The organism is Streptomyces sp. NPDC058662 (assembly GCF_042716255.1).
GTDB lineage: Bacteria > Actinomycetota > Actinomycetes > Streptomycetales > Streptomycetaceae > Streptomyces.
This window is the reverse complement of record NZ_JBHXRU010000020.1, coordinates 62,264-78,600: the sequence shown is the minus strand read 5'-3', so window position 1 is coordinate 78,600 and position 16,337 is coordinate 62,264. Positions and strand designations below refer to the sequence as shown.

The 16,337-nt window shown below is 72.7% G+C and carries 11 protein-coding genes and 1 riboswitch; of the genes, 3 read left to right on the top strand and 8 right to left on the bottom strand.

Features of this window, described 5'->3' with window-relative positions:
* Positions 1-1,863, bottom strand: a 1,863-nt coding sequence (locus ACFWUQ_RS10635; RefSeq protein ID WP_384535703.1) for a GNAT family N-acetyltransferase, incomplete at its 3' end; no start/stop codon positions are given.
* A 183-nt stretch (positions 1,864-2,046) separates the two neighbouring features.
* Between ACFWUQ_RS10635 and ACFWUQ_RS10630 the strand changes: the two genes are divergently transcribed.
* Entirely contained in the window at positions 2,047-2,328 is a 282-nt protein-coding gene (locus ACFWUQ_RS10630; RefSeq protein WP_361773359.1) for an HPr family phosphocarrier protein, read from the top strand.
* A gap of 303 nt (positions 2,329-2,631) precedes the next feature.
* On the opposite strand, the gene ACFWUQ_RS10625 is transcribed toward ACFWUQ_RS10630, so the two are convergent.
* The 4 genes from ACFWUQ_RS10625 to ACFWUQ_RS10610 all read right to left on the bottom strand — a co-directional run bounded on the left by ACFWUQ_RS10625 (position 2,632) and on the right by ACFWUQ_RS10610 (position 7,400).
* Positions 2,632-3,309 (bottom strand): GntR family transcriptional regulator, encoded by a 678-nt coding sequence (locus ACFWUQ_RS10625; RefSeq protein WP_384535699.1) that lies wholly within the window; start codon positions 3,307-3,309, stop codon positions 2,632-2,634.
* A 180-nt stretch (positions 3,310-3,489) separates the two neighbouring features.
* A complete protein-coding gene (locus tag ACFWUQ_RS10620; protein ID WP_384535697.1) occupies positions 3,490-4,290 on the bottom strand; it encodes a M23 family metallopeptidase in 801 nt (266 codons plus the stop codon).
* 12 nt (positions 4,291-4,302) lie between these two features.
* Positions 4,303-4,462, bottom strand: a riboswitch (cyclic di-AMP (ydaO/yuaA leader).
* Positions 4,463-4,647: 185 nt separating this feature from the next.
* A complete protein-coding gene (locus ACFWUQ_RS10615; protein WP_384535694.1) occupies positions 4,648-6,039 on the bottom strand; it encodes a M16 family metallopeptidase in 1,392 nt (463 codons plus the stop codon).
* Positions 6,036-7,400 carry a M16 family metallopeptidase gene (locus tag ACFWUQ_RS10610; protein ID WP_384535692.1) on the bottom strand — a complete coding sequence of 455 codons (1,365 nt, stop codon included), beginning with the start codon at positions 7,398-7,400 and terminating at the stop codon, positions 6,036-6,038. Before ACFWUQ_RS10610 ends, ACFWUQ_RS10615 begins: the two co-directional genes overlap by 4 nt.
* A 322-nt stretch (positions 7,401-7,722) precedes the next feature.
* Between ACFWUQ_RS10610 and ACFWUQ_RS10605 the strand changes: the two genes are divergently transcribed.
* Positions 7,723-10,182 carry a DNA topoisomerase (ATP-hydrolyzing) subunit A gene (locus ACFWUQ_RS10605; protein WP_384535690.1) on the top strand — a complete coding sequence of 820 codons (2,460 nt, stop codon included), beginning with the start codon at positions 7,723-7,725 and terminating at the stop codon, positions 10,180-10,182.
* A gap of 104 nt (positions 10,183-10,286) precedes the next feature.
* The gene (locus tag ACFWUQ_RS10600; protein ID WP_384535688.1) at positions 10,287-12,374 is read left to right on the top strand and encodes a restriction endonuclease; all 2,088 of its coding nucleotides are present in this window, start codon (positions 10,287-10,289) and stop codon (positions 12,372-12,374) included.
* 64 nt (positions 12,375-12,438) lie between these two features.
* On the opposite strand, the gene ACFWUQ_RS10595 is transcribed toward ACFWUQ_RS10600, so the two are convergent.
* The 3 genes from ACFWUQ_RS10595 to ACFWUQ_RS10585 all read right to left on the bottom strand — a co-directional run bounded on the left by ACFWUQ_RS10595 (position 12,439) and on the right by ACFWUQ_RS10585 (position 16,333).
* The gene (locus ACFWUQ_RS10595) at positions 12,439-13,653 is read right to left on the bottom strand and encodes a CobW family GTP-binding protein (RefSeq protein ID WP_384535685.1); all 1,215 of its coding nucleotides are present in this window, start codon (positions 13,651-13,653) and stop codon (positions 12,439-12,441) included.
* 87 nt (positions 13,654-13,740) lie between these two features.
* On the bottom strand, positions 13,741-15,441 hold the full coding sequence (locus ACFWUQ_RS10590) for an alpha-amylase family glycosyl hydrolase (RefSeq protein ID WP_384535708.1): 1,701 nt from the start codon (positions 15,439-15,441) through the stop codon (positions 13,741-13,743).
* A gap of 16 nt (positions 15,442-15,457) precedes the next feature.
* Positions 15,458-16,333, bottom strand: a complete 876-nt coding sequence (locus tag ACFWUQ_RS10585; RefSeq protein ID WP_384535682.1) for a carbohydrate ABC transporter permease — start codon at positions 16,331-16,333, stop codon at positions 15,458-15,460.
* Between the last annotated feature and the right edge of the window lie 4 nt (positions 16,334-16,337).

Here is a 16,337-nt window from a genome sequence, read left to right as displayed (position 1 = left end):
GCCCGGGTCCGCTCCGGGGAGGGCCGGGGCCGTCTCGCGGGCGGCGGACAGCGCCTCCACCAGTTCGCCGAGCTCGACGTGGACCACGGCGACGGGCTTGCCGGGGCACTCGGCCACGGCGTCCCGCAGGGCGTCGGCGAGGGCATCCTCCGGCGCGTGCTCGCCCACCCACGGGATGGCGGTGACGATCACGGCGTCGCTGTCGTCCGAGGCCAGGGCGGCGGCCAGGGCCGTACGGAAGTCCGCCGGCGCGGCGGCCGTCGTCAGGTCCAGCGGCGGCAGCGGCCGCAGGCCCTGGTTCAGGCAGGCGTCGTAGGTCAGGACCCCGAGGGACTCGGAGTTGCCGAGGATCGCGATCCGGGGGCCGGCGGGCAGCGGCTGGGCGGCGAGCAGCAGGCCCACGTCCACGAGCTCGGTGACCGTGTCGACCCTGATCACACCCGCCTGCCGGAGCAGCGCGGAGACGGTGGCCTCGGGCAGCCGGGTGCCGGGGACGACGTGGCCGGCAGGGGTGTGGCGGCCGCCCTTGGCGACGACCACGGGCTTGACCGCCGCCGTGCGCCGGGCGAGGCGGGTGAACTTGCGCGGGTTGCCCAGGGTTTCCAGGTAGAGCAGGGCGACATCGGTCGCGTCGTCGTCGTACCAGTACTGGAGGATGTCGTTGCCGGAGACGTCGGCCCGGTTGCCCGCGGAGACGAAGGACGACAGCCCCTCGCCGCGCCGCAGCAGGGCGGAGAGGAGCGCGATGCCGATCGCGCCGGACTGCGTGAAGAGGCCGATGCGGCCGCGCGGGGGCATCGGGGCGGGCGTCAGCGAAGCGTTGAGCTCCACCTCCGGGGCGGTGTTGATCACTCCGTAGGCGTTCGGTCCGATCAGCCGCATCCCGTACGAGCGCACCTGCCGCACCAGTTCGCGCTGGCGGTCGAGTCCGGCCGGGCCGCTCTCGCCGTATCCGGCGGACAGCACCACGAGGCCCTGGACCCCGTGCTCGCCGCAGGCCGCCACCGCCTCGGGCACCCGGTCCGCCGGGACCGCGATCACCGCGAGGTCGACGGGGGCGCCGACGGCGTCGAGGTCGCGGTAGGCCCGTACGCCGTCGAGCAGGTCGCGGTCCACCGAGTCGTTGACGGCGTAGAGGTGGCCGTGGAAGCCGCTGTCCCGCAGGTTGCGCAGGGCCGCCGCGCCCACGCCCGCGCCGGAGCGGCTGACGCCGATCACCGCCACCGAGCCCGGGGACAGCAGCCGCTGCACCGAGCGGGCCTCGGCGCGCTGCTCGCGGGCCCGCTGCACGGCCAGGGACTCGGCGGTGGGTTCGAGGTCGAGGGTGAGGCGGACGGAACCGTCCTCGAAGCTGCGCCTCTGCTCGTAGCCGGCGTCCGTGAACACCTTGATCATCTTGGTGTTGGCGGGCAGCACCTCGGCGGCGAACCGGCGGATGCCGCGCTCGCGGGCGACGGCGCCGATGTGTTCGAGGAGTGCGGAGGCGACGCCCCGCCCCTGGTGGGCGTCCTGGACGAGGAAGGCGACCTCGGCCTCGTCGGAGGGCCCGGTGGCGGGCCGGCCGTCGGCGCCGATGCGGTCGTAGCGGACGGTGCCGATGAACTCCCCGCCGATGGTCGCCGCGAGGCCGACGCGGTCGACGTAGTCGTGGTGCGTGAAGCGGTGCACGTCGCGGTCGGACAGCCGGGGGTAGGGGGCGAAGAAGCGGTAGTACTTCGACTCGTCGGAGACCTGTTCGTAGAAGCTGACCAGCCGCCCGGCGTCCTCGGTGGTGATGGGCCTGATCCGGGCCGTGCCGCCGTCACGCAGGACGACGTCGGCTTCCCAGTGGGCCGGGTACGCGGGGTCCGACTCGGTGGTCATGGGCCTACCTTACGGCCGCGACCGGCAGGCCGGTGCCCGCGCGGCGCAGGGGGCAGGCAGGCCGGAACCAGTGCAAGCTGGGGAGGCCGAACGGCGGGAGATCCGGGCCGAAGGTCGGTCGGAGCATTCCGGACGTCGTGAGAGACTGGTCTAGACAACCGTAAGAACCTGAAGGGCATCACCATGGCAGAGCGCCGCGTCAACGTCGGCTGGGCCGAGGGCCTGCACGCTCGTCCCGCCTCGATCTTCGTTCGGGCGACGACCGCTTCCGGCGTCCCGGTGACCATCGCGAAGGCGGGCGGCGACCCCGTCAACGCCGCCTCCATGCTGGCGGTTCTGGGCCTGGGCGCCCAGGGCGGCGAGGAGATCGTCCTCGCGTCCGAGGCCGAGGGCGCCGACGCCGCGCTGGACCGCCTCGCGAAGCTGGTCGCCGAGGGCCTGGACGAGCTCCCCGAGACCGTCTGACCCTTCGGGTTCACCGAAGCCGCGTCCACTGGGAGTCCCGGGGGGCGCGGCTTCGCCGTTTCCGGCGGCGCCCGCCGCGGCCATGCCCCGGCCCCCGGCCCCCGGCCCCCGGCCCCCACTTCTGCCGTTGCCGCTGCCGCTGCCGCGGACAGTGCTGTCGAATTCCGACTCCACGACGCGCACCGCAATGCACGCGGCCGGAAATCGCCCGACGAATTCAGCGCAGCCGTGAATTCCAGCCGTCCACCCCTGCGGACGCACGAAAGCGGCGCACGTCTATTCGCCCTTTGTATACGGCCACTGTTAATGCCGACCGCTCGGCATGTTTACGGCAGGTTGCGAACTGCTCACCGCGGCGCGCGGCCTCGGCCGGTGGGCGGCCACCGCCCGGTCGGCGTGCATCGCGGCCAGCGCGCGCGCCCGCTCGACGTCCCCGCGCGCCACCGCGTCCACGATCGCGCCGTGCTCCGCCCAGGAGTCCACCGGCCGGGCCGGGGCCTCCACCGCGTACATCCAGGCCACCTTGCGCCGCATCTGGGTCAGCAGCGCGATCAGCCCGGGGCTGCCCGAGGCCTGGGCGAGGGTCTCGTGGAACCAGGCCCCCAGCGAGCGCAGATCCTCCCCCTGGCCCCGCCCGGCCCGCTCCTGCCCCAGTCTGACCAGCCCCCGCAGCACCTTCAGGTGCGCCTCGGTGCGGCGCCGGGCCGCCCGGGCCGCCGCCAGGGGCTCCAGCAGCATCCGCAGCTCCAGGAGGTCGGCGGCCTCCTGCTCGGTCGGCTCGGCCACGCAGGCGCCGGCGTGCCGGCGGGTGGTCACGAACCCCTCGGACTCCAGGGTCCGCAGCGCCTCGCGGACCGGGACCCGCGAGACCCCGTACCGGCGGGCCAGGACCTCCTCGGTCAGCCGGCCGCCCGGCTCGAAGACCCCGGAGACGATGTCGTCGCGAATTGCTGTGCATACCGCGTGCGCGGGAATACGCAAAACCGGACCTCCGCCTCATTCCAACTGCCGCCGTGGGACATGCTCGTGCGTACTGCGACTCTATTGCAACACACGATAATTTCCGAGAGCGGCCGGAAATGCGAAACATTTGCCCGGGCGGTACAACGTGAAGGACCCCGGCTCGTCGAGCCGGGGTCCTTCACGAAGCGGGGGTGCGGGTCAGAGGCTGACCCCGTGCGAGCGCAGGTACGCGATCGGGTCGATGTCCGAGCCGTAGTCGGCGCCGCTGCGGGCCTCGAAGTGCAGGTGCGGGCCGCTGGAGTTGCCGGTGGAGCCCGACAGGCCGATCTGCTGTCCGGGGGTGACCTGCTGGCCGACGGAGACGCTCAGCGACTGCAGGTGCCCGTACTGGGTGTAGGTGCCGTCGTTGTGCTTGATGACGACGTTGTTGCCGTAGGCGCCGCCCCAGCCGGCCTCGACGACGGTGCCGATGCCCACCGCGCGGACCTTGGAGCCCGAGGCGGCGTGGAAGTCGATGCCGGTGTGGGTGCCGGAGGACCACATGGCGCCGCCGGCGCGGTACTGGGTGCTCACGTACGAGCCGTCGACGGGGGCGACGAAGGTGTTGAGGCGCTTGCGCTCCTCCTCGCGGGCGGCACGCTCGGCGGCCTCGCGCTCGGCCTTCGCCTTGGCCTCGGCGAGGCGCTTGGACTCCGCGGCACGCTGCTTGGCGTCGGCCTCGGCCTGGGCCTTGGCCGCGGCGTGCTCGGCGGCGCGCCGCTGGGATTCGGCCTGATCCGCGATGTCGCCGGCGAGGTCCTCGGCGACGACGACGGCGCCCAGCGCGTTGTCCTGGAAGGAGTTGTTTGCGTTGCCGGTGTCCGCTGCGAACGCCGGACCGGCGAGGGAGCCCACCACACCAGTGGTGGCGAGGGCCGCGATGCCGGCGTAACCGGCGGTCTTGCGGCTCAGACGGCTGGAACCACGGTGCTTACCGGCGGCACGACTGCCAAACGCCATGAAGGGGCTGATCCTTTCCTTCCCTCTCGCCTACCGGGTTAGCTGACGGGTTCGGAGCAGGAAGGTCTCCTACGGGCCTCCTCTTGCGAGGCGGTCCGATTCACCCCAGGGACTGAGTTGGGTCCCCGGCTCCCCAGGCTCGCGCCTGACGGGGACTCGGCGATCGCTGCCCGGTGCCGCGGACGCGGCGAGTACAACTGACGGACAGCACGGGTGACGCTAGGCGGATCATCAGTCAATCGCCAAACACAGACGCCTTTTTGTTGCGTACGCCACACCGCATAAAAGCAACCTCTCCACTAAACGGACAAAAGGGGCCCCGGCAGACAAGGCCGCCGGAACCCCTTCTTCCGCGCGTCAGTTGGAGACGACGCTCACCTCGCCGATCCCCAGGGCCCGCACGGGCTCCTCGATCTGCGCCGCGTCGCCCACCAGAACGGTGACCAGCCGGTTCGCCGGGAAGGCGGCCACGACCGCCGACGTGGCTTCCACCGTGCCGGTCTCGGCGAGCTGCGCGTACAACCGCGCCTGGTAGTCGTCCGGGAGCTCCTGCTCGACCTGGTCGGCGAGGGTGCCGGCGACCGAGGACGCCGTCTCGAACTTCAACGGGGCGACGCCCACCAGGTTCTGCACCGCCACATCCCGTTCGACGTCGGTCAGGCCGCCCTCCGCGAGGGTGCGCAGCACCTTCCAGAGGTCCTCCAGCGCCGGACCGGTGTTCGGGGTGTCCACCGAGCCGCTGATGGCGAGCATCGAGGCGCCCTTGCCGTCGGCCGTGGAGCGCAGCACCTGGCCGAAGGAGCGCACGCCGTACGTGTACCCCTTCTCCTCGCGCAGGACCTTGTCCAGACGGGAGGTCAGGGTCCCGCCCAGGCAGTACGTGCCCAGCACCTGGGCCGCCCAGACCCGGTCGTGCCGGTCGGGCCCGATCCGGCCGATGAGCAGCTGCGTCTGGACCGCGCCGGGACGGTCCACGATGACCACGCGGCCGGTGTCGTCGGCGGTCACCGGCGGGACGGGGACGGGCTCGGCGGTGTTGCCCGTCCAGGCGCCGAGGGTGTCCGCGAGGACGGCGTCCAGGTCGATGCCGGTCAGGTCGCCGACGATCACCGCGGTGGCCGTGGCGGGGCGGACGTGCGCCTCGTAGAAGGCGCGCACGGCCGGGGCGTCGATACGGGCGACGGTCTCCTCGGTGCCCTGGCGCGGGCGGGACATCCGCAGCGACGCCGGGAAGAGCTCCTTGGAGAGCTGCATCGCGGCGCGGCGCTGGGGGTTGGCCAGCTCGTGCGGGATCTCGTCGAGGCGGTTGCGCACCAGGCGGTCGACCTCGGCCTCGTCGAAGGCGGGCGCGCGCAGCGCCTCGGCGAGCAGGCCCAGCGCCTTGTGCAGGCGGGAGGCCGGGACCTCCAGGGAGACCCGCAGGCCCGGGTGGTCGGCGTGCGCGTCGAGGTTGGCGCCGCAGCGCTCCAGCTCGGCCGCGAACTCCTCGGCGGAGTGCTTGTCGGTGCCCTCGGACAGCGCGCGCGCCATGATGGTCGCCACGCCGTCCAGGCCGGCCGGCTCCGCGTCGAGCGGCGCGGTGAGGTTCATCTCGACGGCCACCACCTGCTGGCCGGGCCGGTGGCAGCGCAGCAGGGTCAGGCCGTTGGCCAGCTCGCCGCGCTCGGGGGCCGGGAAGGCCCACGGCTGCGGCTCGCCGCCCTGCGGGCGGGGGTGGAAGGTCATCGTGACGGCTGCGGTGTCGGTCACTGCTCCGCCCCCTCGTTCTCGTCGGACTCGTCGTTCTCGCCGGCGTCGGAGTCGGTGCCGTCGGTGGGGCGCGGCTCGTAGACGAGCACCGCGCGGTTGTCCGGGCGCAGTCGGGCGGCGGCCGCGGCCTGCACCTCCTCGGCGGTGACGTCGAGGAGCCGCTGGACGGCGGTCAGTGCCAGCTGCGGGTCGCCGAACAGCACCGCGAAGCGGCACAGTTCGTCGGCGCGGCCGGCCACCGTGCTCAGCCGGTCGAGCCACTCGCGCTCCAGCTTGGCCTGCGCGCGCTCCATCTCCTCGGCCGTGGGGCCCTCGGCGGCGAACCGCGCGAGCTCCTCGTCCACGGCCGCCTCGATGGCAGGGACCTCGACCCCGCCGGAGGTCTTGACGTCCAGCCAGCCCAGCGAGGGGGCCCCGGCCAGGCGCAGCATGCCGAAGCCGGCCGCGACGGCCGTCTGGTCCCGGCGCACCAGGCGGTTGTGCAGCCGCGAGGACTCGCCGCTGCCCAGGATGGTCAGCGCCACGTCCACGGCGTCGCACTCGCGGGTGCCGTCGTGCGGAAGGCGGTAGGCGGCCATCAGGGCGCGTGCCGGCACCTCCTCGACGATCTCCTCGCGCAGCTCGCGCCCGATCACGTCGGGCAGCGCGCCGTCGCGCGGGGGCTGCTTGCCTTCGTGGCCGGGGATGGTGCCGAAGTACTTCTCGATCCAGGCCAGCGTCTGCTCGGGGTCGATGTCGCCGACGACCGAGAGGACCGCGTTGTTGGGCGCGTAGTACGTACGGAAGAAGGTGCGCGCGTCCTCCAGGGACGCGGCGTCCAGGTCGGCCATCGAGCCGATCGGGGTGTGGTGGTACGGGTGGCCCTCGGGGTAGGCCAGGGCGGTCAGCCGCTCGAAGGCCGTGCCGTACGGGACGTTGTCGTAGCGCTGGCGGCGCTCGTTCTTGACGACGTCGCGCTGGTTCTCCATGGACTCGTCGTCCAGCGCGGTCAGCAGCGAGCCCATCCGGTCCGCCTCCAGCCAGAGCGCGAGCTCAAGCTGGTGGGTCGGCATCGTCTCGAAGTAGTTCGTGCGCTCGAAGCTGGTGGTGCCGTTCAGGGAGCCTCCGGCGCCCTGGACCAGCTCGAAGTGCCCGTTGCCCGGTACGCTCGCCGAACCCTGGAACATCAGGTGCTCGAAGAGGTGAGCCAGGCCGGTACGCCCCTTGACTTCGTGGCGCGAGCCGACGTCGTACCAGAGGCAGACGGCGGCGACCGGGGTGAGGTGGTCCTCGGAAAGCACCACGCGCAGGCCGTTGGCCAGGCGGTGCTCGGTCGCTGTCAGGCCGCCGGAGCCGGCCTGAGCTGTGGCCGTGTGACCCATGGGCATGTGGTCCCTTCGATCGCGATGCAGAGATTTCTGTCAGACCTGCCACTGTATGCAAGCGCGTCGACGGCCGGATAAGTTCCCGGGTCACACCTGGGTCGGAGTCGGCGTTGTCGGTGCCTCGGGACACAATGGTCCGCGTCAAACCCCGTCGGACCCGTCAATCCCGGTCAGTCCCGCACCGCCGGGACCGCCCGCACCACCAGCACGGCCCGCACCACCAGCACGGCCGGCAGGACCCGCACCATCCCGTACGACCCCGCCAGACCCCGTCAGACAGCCAGCACACCTTCTTCATTGGTTAAGGAGCCGCGCAGCGATGGCCCGCCGCAGCACGAAGACCCCGCCGCCGGAGGATTTCGAGGAGAAGATCCTCGACATCGACGTCGTCGACGAAATGCAGGGCTCCTTCCTCGAGTACGCGTACTCGGTGATCTACTCCCGTGCCCTGCCCGACGCCCGGGACGGCATGAAGCCCGTGCACCGGCGCATCGTCTACCAGATGAACGAGATGGGCCTGCGGCCCGACCGCGGGTACGTGAAGTGCGCCCGTGTCGTCGGCGAGGTCATGGGCAAGCTCCACCCGCACGGTGACGCGTCGATCTACGACGCCCTCGTGCGCATGGCCCAGCCGTTCTCGATGCGGCTGCCGCTCGTCGACGGCCACGGCAACTTCGGTTCGCTCGGCAACGACGACCCGCCGGCCGCCATGCGCTACACCGAGTGCAAGATGGCCGACGCCACGTCGCTGATGACGGAGTCGATCGACGAGGACACCGTCGACTTCACCGCCAACTACGACGGCCAGGAGCGGGAGCCGGTGGCCCTGCCCGCCGCCTACCCGAACCTGCTGGTCAACGGCGCCTCCGGGATCGCGGTCGGCATGGCCACCAACATGCCCCCGCACAACCTCGGCGAGGTCATCGCGGCCGCCCGCCACCTGATCCGCCACCCCCACGCGGACCTTGAGGCGCTGATGCGCTTCGTCCCGGGCCCCGACCTGCCCACGGGCGGCCGGATCGTCGGCCTCTCGGGCATCAAGGACGCCTACGAGAACGGCCGCGGCACCTTCAAGATCCGCGCGACGGTCGCCGTGGAGAACGTGACGGCCCGCCGCAAGGGCCTGGTCGTCACGGAACTGCCCTTCGCGGTCGGCCCCGAGAAGGTCATCGCGAAGATCAAGGACCTGGTCGGGTCGAAGAAGCTCCAGGGCATCGCCGACGTCAAGGACCTCACCGACCGCTCGCACGGCCTGCGGCTGGTCATCGAGATCAAGAACGGCTTCCACCCGGAGGCCGTACTGGAGCAGCTCTACAAGCTGACGCCGATGGAGGAGTCCTTCGGCATCAACAACGTGGCGCTGGTGGACGGGCAGCCCCTGACGCTGGGCCTCAAGGAGCTGCTGGAGGTCTACCTCGACCACCGCTTCGAGGTCGTCCGACGGCGCAGCGAGTTCCGCCGCACCAAGCGCCGCGACCGCCTGCACCTGGTCGAGGGCCTGCTGGTGGCGCTCATCGACATCGACGAGGTCATCCGGCTCATCCGGGACAGCGAGAACTCCGCGCAGGCCAAGTCCCGGCTGATGGAGCGGTTCTCGCTGAGCGAGGTCCAGACCCAGTACATCCTGGACACCCCGCTGCGCCGGCTCACCAAGTTCGACCGGATCGAGCTGGAGTCCGAGCGGGACCGGCTGACCGGCGAGATCGACGAGCTGACGGGGATCCTGGAGTCCGACTCCGAGCTGCGCAAGCTGGTCTCGGCGGAACTGGCCTCGGTCGCGAAGAAGTTCGGGACCGAGCGGCGCACCGTGCTGCTGGAGTCCGCCGGCACCGCGGTCGCGACGGTCCCGCTGGAGGTCGCGGACGACCCGTGCCGCGTGCTGCTGTCCTCGACGGGCCTGCTCGCGCGTACGGCCAACGGCGAACCGCTGCCCGAGGAGGAGGGCGGCAACCGCGCCAAGCACGACCTCGTCGTCTCCCAGGTCGCGGCGACCGCCCGCGCCGACGTCGGCGCGGTCACCTCGTACGGGCGCCTGCTGCGGCTCTCCGTGATCGACCTGCCGCAGCTGCCGGACACGCACGCGGCGCCGAACCTGGCGGGCGGCGCACCGGTCTCGGAGTTCCTCTCCGGGCTGGAGGCGGACGAGACGGTGGTCTGCCTGACCTCGCTGGACGAGGCCTCGCAGGGACTGGCGCTGGGCACCGAGCAGGGCGTGGTCAAGCGCGTCGTGCCGGACTACCCGGCCAACAAGGACGAGCTGGAGGTCATCAGCCTCAAGGACGGCGACCGGATCGTCGGCGCCGTCGAGCTCCGCACGGGCGAGGAGGACCTGGTCTTCATCACGGACGACGCCCAGTTGCTGCGCTATCCGGCGGGCCAGGTGCGCCCGCAGGGCCGCCCGGCCGGCGGCATGGCGGGCATCAAGCTCGCCGCCGGCGCGAAGGTGATCCACTTCTCCGCCGTGGACCCGGCCCGGGACGCCATGGTGTTCACCGTGGCGGGCTCGCACGGGACCCTGGACGACTCGATGCGGTCGGGGAAGCTGACCCCCTTCGACCAGTACCCGCGCAAGGGCCGGGCCACCGGCGGCGTGCGCTGCCAGCGGTTCCTCAAGGGCGAGGACGTGCTGGTACTGGCCTGGGCCGGGGGCAACCCGGTCCGCGCGGCGACGGCCAACGGCAGCCCGGCCGGGCTGCCGGAGGTGGACCCGCGGCGGGACGGTTCGGGGATCCCGCTGCCGGCGTCCGTCGCCGCCCTGGCGGGAGCCGCGCTCCAGTGAGTACGAGGTCATTCGGGTGGTACGTCCGGGGGACGTACCACCCGAATGGCGACTAGTGTTTTCCCTCTTGGCACTGTCGGGTGGGGCGGGGAGACACGCAGCTGATGAGTCGTCGGTCGGGCCAATTGATCGGAGACTGGGCCGAGGCCCAGCGCCGGCAGCAGCAGACGCAGCTGATCCAGCAGCGCGAGGCGGAACGCCGGCAGCGGGACCACGAACGCGACGCGGCCCGCGGCCGGCGGGAGCAGCAGGCCGCCCACCGGCAGCGCCGCGAGGCCGAGGCCCGGCGGCAGACCGAACTGATCGAGACGGAGGTGGCCCGGCTGCGCGGGCTGCTGGCCGCAGGGTGCCGGGCGCCGGCGTTCCGGATGGCCGCGCTGGTCCGGTCCGAGCAGCCCGCGCCCTTCGACCCCGGCACGCTGGGCCACCCCGTACCGATGCCTCGCATCGAGCAGTTCCAGCAGCAGGACGCCGGCTGGACGCTCGGCTCCAACCGGCGGGGGGAAGCGGAGCGGGAGGCGCACGCCCGGTACACCCGGGCCTGGCAGGACGCGACCGCCGCCGAGGCCCAGCGGCAGCGGCAACTGGCCGCGTACCGGCAGCAGTACGACCGGTGGGCGGCGGAGCAGCTCGCGGGGGCGCGCGCGCACAACAGCGGGCTCGCCGAGCTGGCCGGGGCGCTGCGCGCGGGTGATGTGGAGGCGGCGGTGGAGTACTTCTCGGCCGCCCTGTACGCCTCGACGGCCTGGCCGGAGTCGCTGCCGAGGCAGGTGGCGGCGGCGTACGACCCGTCGGCGCGCCAGCTCGTCCTGGACTGGGAGCTCCCCGGTTTCGCGGTGGTGCCGGAAGCCAGGTCGGTGCAGTACCTGCCCAGTACGGACCAGGACAGGCCGAAGCCCCGTCCGGCCACGGAGCGGCGCGCACTGTACCGGGACCTGCTGGCGCAGTGCGTCCTGCTGGTGGTGCGCGAGCTGTACGCGGCGGACGAGTTCGGGGTGCTGGACTCGGTCGTGGTGAACGGCTTCGTGGACTGCCACGATCCGGTGACGGGGCAGGAGGCGCAATTCGTACTCGCCGCCGCGGCGGTGGCGCGAACCGCCTTCGCGGGGCTGCGGCTGGAGCAGGTCAGCGCGGTGGACTGCCTGGTGGACGGGTTGCGCGGGCAGCTGTCCGCGCGGCCCGACCAGCTGGCCCCGGTCCGGGCGGGGCGCCGGCCGGACGAGGTCGGCGGAGAGGTCGTCAGCCACGGGCACGCGGGCGGCGGCGAGGAGGAGCCCGACCTGTTCGCGATGGATCCGATCGCCTTCGAGAACCTGGTGGCCGAGCTCTTCCGGGCGATGGGCATGGAGGCGGTCACGACGCAGCGGTCGGGCGACGGCGGAGTCGACGTCGAGGCGCTGGACCCGGCCCCGATCCGCGGCGGCCGGATCGTGGTGCAGGTCAAGCGCTACCGCAACACCGTGCCGCCCACGGCGGTACGGGACCTGTACGGCACGGTGCAGGACAAGGGGGCGAACAAGGGGGTGCTGGTCACCACCGCGTCCTTCGGTCCCGGGTCGTACACCTTTGCCAACGGCAAGCCGCTGGAGTTGGTTCCCGGAACCAGGCTCGTGGAGCTGCTGCACCAGTACGGGCTGCGCGGGCGGCTCGGCGGCGGTCCCGCGGCCGAGGTGCCGGCGCGGCCGGCGCCCGACCCCGCCCCCGCCGCGGACCACAACGTGCTCGGCATGTCCTGGTCGGGCGCGGTCGCACTCGACGTGTGCGCGATGGTCTGCGCGGGCGGCCGGGTGCTGAGCGAGGAGCACTTCGTCTTCTACAACAACCCCCGGACACCGGACGGCTCGGTACGGGCCCGGGCCCACGCGGAGCCCGACAAGGCCGCCCTGGAGGTCGCCTTCGACGCCCTGCCGGCGCGGGCCGACCGGCTGGTCCTCGTCGCCGCGATCGACCCGGAGGCCGATCCGCACGCCGACCTGGCGGGTTTCACGGACGCGCGGATCCGGCTCCTCGACGCGGCGGGCGCGGAGGTGGGGCGGCTGGAGGTCTCCGACGGGCGGGCCGGTGAGACAGCCCTGGTACTGGGCTCCTTCCGGCGCCGGGCGAACGGCGACTGGGACTTCGTGATCGGCGGCAAGGGCTACCGGGGCGGCCTGGAGGACCTGCTGCGGGAGTACGGCGTGGAGGTCGCGTAGCCGGCGGCCGGGAAGCCGACGGCGGGCAGGCGGGCCGACGGCCGCCCGGCCGCCCGCGCCGGCTTCAGTACCCGGCCGGTCCGAGGCCCGGGCGCGGGTCGGGGTCGAGGTCCGGGTCCGGGTCGAGGTCCGGATCCGCGACCAGGTCCGGATCCGCGAGCGGGTCCAGCTCCGGATCCGCGAGCGGGTCCAGCTCCGGACCGGCGTCGTCACCCGGGGCCGGCGCCGGCCCCGGCGGCTGCGCCACGTACCGCAGCACACCCCACATGCTCTCGGGGCCGGCGTCCTGCGGCGCCGCCTCGCGGCATTCCCCCAGTGCCCGGAGCAGCCCGGGGCCGTCCGTGCCGGAGCCGATCAGGACGAGCCGGGTCGTGCGCGCCTCGCCGCGGCCCCAGGGCTGCGGGGCGAAGCGGAGGAACCGCCCGACGGCGTGGACCTCGTACCGCTCCTCGTGCCCGGGCACGCCGAAATAGACGAAGCCCTTGATCCGGTAGAGCCCGGCCGGGCGCCGGTCGAGGAAATCGATGAACCGGCGCGGGGACAGCGCCTGCTCGGAGACGAACTCCACGCTCTCGTACGCGGCGTGCGCGTGCGCGTGCGGGTGCGCGTGGCAGCCGTCGTCGGCCTCCGCGAGCAGGTCCTCGAAGGAGAGCTGCCCCCGGGTCTGTGTCCAGGGGCGGCGGTCGAAGAGCAGCTCGGGGTCGATCCGCCCGTGGTCGGCCGCCACCATCGGGGTGCCGGGGGCGCAGAGCGCGGCGAGCTGCGCCTCGATCCGGGCCCGGGCGGCGGCGTCCACGCGGTCGGTCTTGTTGAGCACCACCAGATCCGCGACGGCGAGGTGGCGGTCCGTCTCGGGATGCTTGGCCCGCGTGGCCTCGAACTCGGCGGCGTCCACGACCTCCACCATGCCGCCGTAGCGGATGTCCGGGTTCTCGCTGGCCATCAGCATCCGGATCATCTCCTGCGGCTCGGCCAGCCCGCTCGCCTCGATGACGATCACATCGATCCCGTGGACGGGCGCGGCGAGCTTCTCCAGGTACGCGTCCAGCTCGCTGCCGTCGACGGCGCAGCACAGGCAGCCGCCGCCGAGGGAGACCATCGAGTCCCCGACCTGGCCCGCAACCGACATGGCGTCGACCTCGATCGAGCCGAAGTCGTTGACGACGACCCCGATCCGGGTGCCGCCCCGGTTCGCGAGGAGGTGGTTCAGCACGGTGGTCTTGCCGGCTCCGAGGAAACCGGCGAGGACGACGACGGGGAGGGGCTGCCTGCTGTTCACCCGGTCGATCGTAGTCAACCGCCGCCCGCCGCGGCCCGTGCCGGGGGCGGCTGCCGGTCCGGTGGCGGTGGCGGCCCGGCCGCGGGGTCAGGGCCGCAGCCAGACCGCCGTGTCCTGCGGGATCAGCCCCGTGCCGTCGAGGGGGGAACTGGCCAGCAGGACGTTCGCACCGCCCGGCAGCGGAACGGGCCCGCCGGACAGGTTGGTGACGCAGAGCAGCCCGTCGGGGCGGGTGAAGGCCAGCACTCCGGGGGGCGCGGGCAGCCATTCCAGCGATCCGCCGCCGAAGCCCGCCGCCCGCCGGCGCAGCCCGAGGGCCGTCCGGTACAGGGTCAGCATGGAGTCCGGATCGCCGTCCTGCCGGTCCGCCGCGTACACAGCCCAGCCCGCGGGCTGCGGGAGCCACGGGTCCCTCCAGGGCTCGGCGGTCCACGGCAGCGGGACCCGGCAGCCGTCCCGGCCGGGGTCGGTGCCGCCCGACCGGAAGTGCATGGGGTCCTGAATCCGGCTGAGCGGTACATCAGCTTCCGGAAGGCCCAGCTCCTCGCCCTGGTACACGTACACCGCACCGGGCAGCGCCAAGGTCAGCAGCGCGGCGGCGCGCGCCCGCCGGGTGCCGAGCGCCAGGTCGGTCGGTGTTCCGAAGGCCTTGGCCGCGAAGTCGAAGCCGGTGTCCGCGCGCCCGTAGCGGGTGACGGTACGGGTCACGTCGTGGTTGCTCAGCACCCAGGTGGCCGGCGCGCCGACCGGGGCGTGCTCGGCGAGGGTCTCCTCGATGGAGGTGCGCAGCCGTGCGGCGTCCCAGGGGCAGCTGAGGAAGGAGAAGTTGAAGGCGGTGTGCAGCTCGTCGGGGCGCAGGTAGCGGGCGAAGCGCTCCGAGTCGGGCAGCCAGACCTCGCCGACGAAGACGGCGCCGTACTCGTCGGCGACGGCGCGCCAGGAGCGGTAGATGGCGTGCAGCTCGTCGCGGTCGATGTACGGGTGGGTCCCGCCGGGCCAGGGCTCGGCGGGGCGCCCGTCGAGATCGGGCAGGGCGGGGTCCTTCGCGAGGAGGGCCGCGGAGTCGATGCGTACGCCGGCCACGCCCCGTTCGAACCAGAAACGCAGCACCTCCTCGTGCTCCCGGCGCACGGCGGGATGGTCCCAGTTGAGGTCGGGCTGCTGCGGGGTGAAGAGGTGCAGGTACCACTCCCCGTCGGGTACACGGGTCCAGGTGGCGGCGCCGTTGAACTGGGAGGGCCAGTCCCCCGGGGGCAGTTCGCCGTGCTCGCCCCGGCCGGGCCGGAAGTGGAAGAGCTCCCGCTCGGGGCTCCCGGGGCCGGCCGCGAGGGCGGCCCGGAACCAGGCGTGCTGGTCCGAGACGTGGTTCGGCACGATGTCGACGATCGTCCGGATACCCATCCCGCGCGCTTCGGCGATCAGTTTCTCGGCCTCGGCGAGGGTGCCGAACGCGGGGTCGACGGCCCGGTAGTCGGCGACGTCGTAGCCGCCGTCGGCCAGCGGGGAGAGGTACCAGGGCGTGAACCACAGGGCGTCCACGCCGAGGTCGGCCAGGTAGGGCAGGCGGGATCGGACACCCGCGAGATCGCCCGTGCCGTCCCCGTCGCCGTCGGCGAAGCTGCGTACGTACACCTGGTAGATGGCGGCCGAGCGCCACCAGTCGGCGGCGTTCTCGGGCGGGGGGAGGTCGGCCACGAGGGGTCCTTTCAGGGGTCCGCGGCGGTTCAGGGGCGTCCGGCTCGGGGTGGTCGGCACGCGGTCGGCGCGCAGTGGGCAGGTGATGGGCATGCGTTCGACCACGCGGTCAGCCCTTGAGGGAGCCCGCCGTCAGACCGCTCATGATGTTGCGCTGGAAGATCAGGAAGATGAGGAGGGTGGGCGCCGAGGCCATCGCGAGCGCGGCGACCAGGTGGTTCTCGGGGACTCCGGAGGCCAGTGAGTAGATGCCGACGTTCAGTGTCTGCAGCGCCGGGTCCGGCAGCGTCAGCATCGGCCACAGGAAGTCCTTCCAGACGCCCACCACCGCGAAGATGGACACCACGCCGAGGACCGGCCTCGACATCGGCAGGACGACGGAGCGCAGGGTGCGCAGGGTGCTCGCCCCGTCGATGGCCGAGGCGTCGAGGATCTCCCTGGGGATGGAGTCGAAGAACCGCTTCAGCAGGAAGATGTTGAAGGCGTTGGTGACGGACGGCAGCCAGATCACCCAGGGCGTGTTGAGCAGGTTCCGCTCGATCAGGGGCATGTCCAGGACCGTGAGGTACTGCGGCACGACCAGCACGGTGGCCGGGATCATCAGGGTCGCCAGCATCATGCCCAGCACCGCCTTGCCGAGGACGGGCCGCAGTGCGGACAGCGCGTAGGCGGCGGCCACGTCCAGGACGAGCTGGAAGGCGAGCGCCCCGAAGGCGTAGTAGAGGGTGTTGAGGAGCAGCCGCGCGAGGTCCATGACCTTCCAGGCGGCGGTGTAGTTGGCGGTGTGCGGGGAGTCCGGTACCAGGGTGGGCGGGACCTGGGCGAACTCCGCGGTGCTCTTGAGGCCGCCGGCGACCATCCAGTAGAGGGGGCCGAGGAAGACGAGGGTGAAACCGGCCACGACCAGGACGAGGACCGTCCAGTAGAGGACTCGGCCGCGGGTGCGGGCCAGTTGGGTCGGCGATATCAGCGTGCGCTCTGCCATGTGA